Raw genomic sequence first — 3,154 nt, 5'->3', positions numbered from 1 at the left:
AAAAGCAACCGCAGCCTCAACCGGCTCCTTGACGGACTCATCAACAGTGATCTCAACAACGGTCTTACCGTTAGCGGTCTCCGGAGTAAAGGTCTTCTCACCCTCACCCAGAACGGTCTTGCCATCTTTCTTGGAAATCAGCTCAGCGTTAAGGGTGTACTTCTTACCCGGAACCAGACCCTCATAGGTCACCGTGTCCTCAACCTTTGCCCCAGCAACAACCTGAGTCGAACCCTCAGCAAACTTAGCCTGAGTTCCGATCGACGGCTCTACAGACTCATCGTCTGGAAGACCAGGTTGATCCGGCGGCATAACTCGCTGACCGTGGGGATCTCCCCCTGGCTTCCCATCAGGTCCAACAATGGTGATGTAAGCGCCCTCAGGAGCCTTTGGAACCATCACGGATGGATCACGAACAAATTCGACAGCAAATCCATCACTGTTTCTTGTGGTCTTTATCTCGAAGCCAGTAAGCTGTTTAAACTCTTCTGCACTTCCGCCATCATTCTTGAAGTACGGATACCACTCATTCCCATATGGTTCGTTGTATTTGTAGTCATCACCGGTAATGGTCAGAGCTGCAACCTTCCGGTGAAGCGAATTAGAACCAAGAAGCGCAGCCAGATATACCGCGTAGGTTCGCGCAGCGGCCTTATCGTTTCGCTTGACGGCATCCTGCTGCTTCATAGCTACATTGATAGCGGCATCCCGGAACTCCTCGGGAATCGGAGCCTTTACCGCAGTTGAAGCATCATATTTACTATTATTCTGCATCGGAATCGAAGCAGTAGCATCGATACACCATGCCCAGCCTACATTGTTGGCCTTGTTTCCTTTGTGATAGTAAGTACTAGCCGGTTTTCCGGCCCACACCAGCGGTCCCCAAGATGTATCAGTAACGGGATCATCAGTCTTTTCACCCATAGTCATATTCGGCTTGAAGTCGGTCGGCTCAGCCGCATCCGCCTTCACCCAGGGAACGGTGACCATGGCCGCAATCACTGCTATTGCTGTGAAAACAGCAGTAAGGACCATCCACCCCTCTCTGGAGATATTCCTTAATTTACTCATCGTTTCCTCTTCGAATGATGTGAATGTCTACAAGTTGCTTTGCACAGCAGTAAGTTTCCGCTGAGACAATCTGAAATCTGGACGTAGGTTTTTACACCCTGACCGGCGATTCTCCTTAAGAATCTCACGTACTCTTATAGTCCACTCAGGATACTATCATCACTCACAGCTAGCCGCAAGATAGTTGATTGCTTCATAACTTTTCCTTATATTCCCATCGAGCGATAATTCAGCAGGTAAAACGTGCTGTGCGCTCGACCTTTAGGCCGTTTTTCGCCAATACGTTCCCCTAAATGTTGACATGGCACATAACTCAGATTTTCTTAGATTTCTCCATTTAAGATTTCTTAAGTTTTTGCATAAGCGTTTCCTTAAGGCGGCACTACGCCAACTAGATTCCTCGGCGGAAGATGGCTCGCGCGCATCACTCTGGCCCGCCGACAAGTAGCCCCCAGAAATGCACAGAAGTGGCCGTGCGTAACACGCGGCCACTTCAATCACATCCAGTACCCCACCCCCCGTCAAGGCGTGGGGTACCACATCCCCCTTAACTTATAACGTCACAGTTTCTTTAATCGTCGGTGGAGCGGATGAGTTTCGGGTCGACGTCGACAACCGGCTCCGGCACCTCAATCAGCTCAATGTCGGAGACGGCATTGGCAGTCGGCTCCACGGGCTGTGAGTCGCCGTGGACGGTTTTATCAGCATTCGGGCCCACAGTGATCTTTCCGGCTGCGAGCGCTGCCCTGTCGCGGGCGGTCTCAACGTCCTCGGCAGTCGTAGCCACCATGCCCATGCGGCGGCCGGCGTATGCCCAGGGCTTGCCAAACAGGCGCACGTCGGTCTCTTCATAGGATAGGGCGGTGTCGAGGCCGGAGAAGGAGACGTCGTCAAGCTCGGCGTCCGCGTGCAGGATGACCGCAGCACCAGGGCTGACCATCGTCACATCAATGGGGAAGCCCAAAATCGCGCGGACGTGCAGCTCAAATTCAGAGAAGCGCTGCGTGTATCCGGTCAGCATGGCGGTATCCAAAGGACGCGGTGAGACGGAGGAGAAGTACACCTCATCACCCGCAACAAAAAGCTCAACGCCGTAGACGCCGCGCCCACCCAACTCGTTGGAGATACGCGCCGCAACGGAGCGCGCGTTCGCCAGGGCATCCTCACTCATCGCCATCGGCTGCCACGACTCCACCAAGTCACCGTTCTCGTGCCGGTGGCCAATAGGCTCACTGAACCACGTCGCCATCTTGCCCGTAGCCGGGTCAATGGAACGCACAGCAAGCAGCGTGACCTCATAATCAAAGTCAACGAAGCGCTCCACCACCACGCGCTTATACTCCGAAGACACGCGGCGCACCATGGCCCAGGCCTCCTCCACGTCCTCTTCTTCCTTAAGAAGGACGTGCCCCTTGCCGGAGGTCGTAATATCCGGCTTCACGATGCACGGCAGCCCCAACTCCCCCACCGCCGCTTGCAACTCCTCAGCGGACTCAGCAAAGCGATAGGCAGTGACGGGCAGGCCGATGCTCTCAGCCACCTCACGCACGCTCTCGCGGCACTGTGTTAGCTCACAGGCCCGCGCCGTCGGCACGACGGTGGTGCCGAATTCCTCGATACGCTTCAGCGCCTCCACCGCGACGGTCTCCACTTCCGGGACCACATAGTCCGGTTTGATGCGCTCTGTAAGCTCCCACACCTTGTGCGGGTCCCTGATGTCTGCGATGTAGCTAAAGTGCGCGAGCTGCTGCGCGGGTGCTCCTGCGTAGCGGTCCACGGCGTGGACTTCTAGCCCTAAGTTCTGAAAGGCAATTACCAGCTGCTTGCCCAGCTCTCCCGCCCCCAAAAGAAGCACCTTGGTGGCGTTTCCCGTCAGAGGGGTTCCGATGTGGCCTGCGATGTCGCCTACGGTAGTCATTCTCGAATTATCGCACACTTCTGGTGCTGCATTGCTTGGCGACTGTTGCGACCGGCTATTTGGTAGCAGTGTCGTGACTATCTGGTAGCGCTTCAGTGAGTATCTGGTAGCAGCTCGCGGCGCTCGGGGTGATACTTCCGGTAGCCGCACCACCCGGGTGCGGCG

The 3,154-nt window shown here is 55.5% G+C and carries 2 protein-coding genes; both read right to left on the bottom strand.

Annotation, left to right across the window (positions count from 1 at the left end):
• A partial coding sequence (locus M5J06_RS07585; protein WP_250224352.1) for a VaFE repeat-containing surface-anchored protein occupies positions 1-1,071 on the bottom strand: 1,071 nt, incomplete at its 3' end.
• A gap of 571 nt (positions 1,072-1,642) precedes the next feature.
• On the bottom strand, positions 1,643-2,989 hold the full coding sequence (purT, locus tag M5J06_RS07580; RefSeq protein WP_101736087.1) for a formate-dependent phosphoribosylglycinamide formyltransferase: 1,347 nt from the start codon (positions 2,987-2,989) through the stop codon (positions 1,643-1,645).
• Between the last annotated feature and the right edge of the window lie 165 nt (positions 2,990-3,154).

It is taken from the genome of Corynebacterium intestinale (genome assembly GCF_023574125.1).
Taxonomy (GTDB): Bacteria; Actinomycetota; Actinomycetes; order Mycobacteriales; family Mycobacteriaceae; genus Corynebacterium; species Corynebacterium hesseae.
The sequence above is the reverse complement of the archived record's forward strand: the minus strand, read 5'-3'. Positions and strand labels throughout refer to the sequence as shown.

Excerpts from the sequence above, each read along its gene's own strand:
- purT (WP_101736087.1), bottom strand. The coding sequence starts at position 2,989 with ATGACTACCGTAGGCGACATCGCAGGCCACATCGGAACCCCTCTGACG.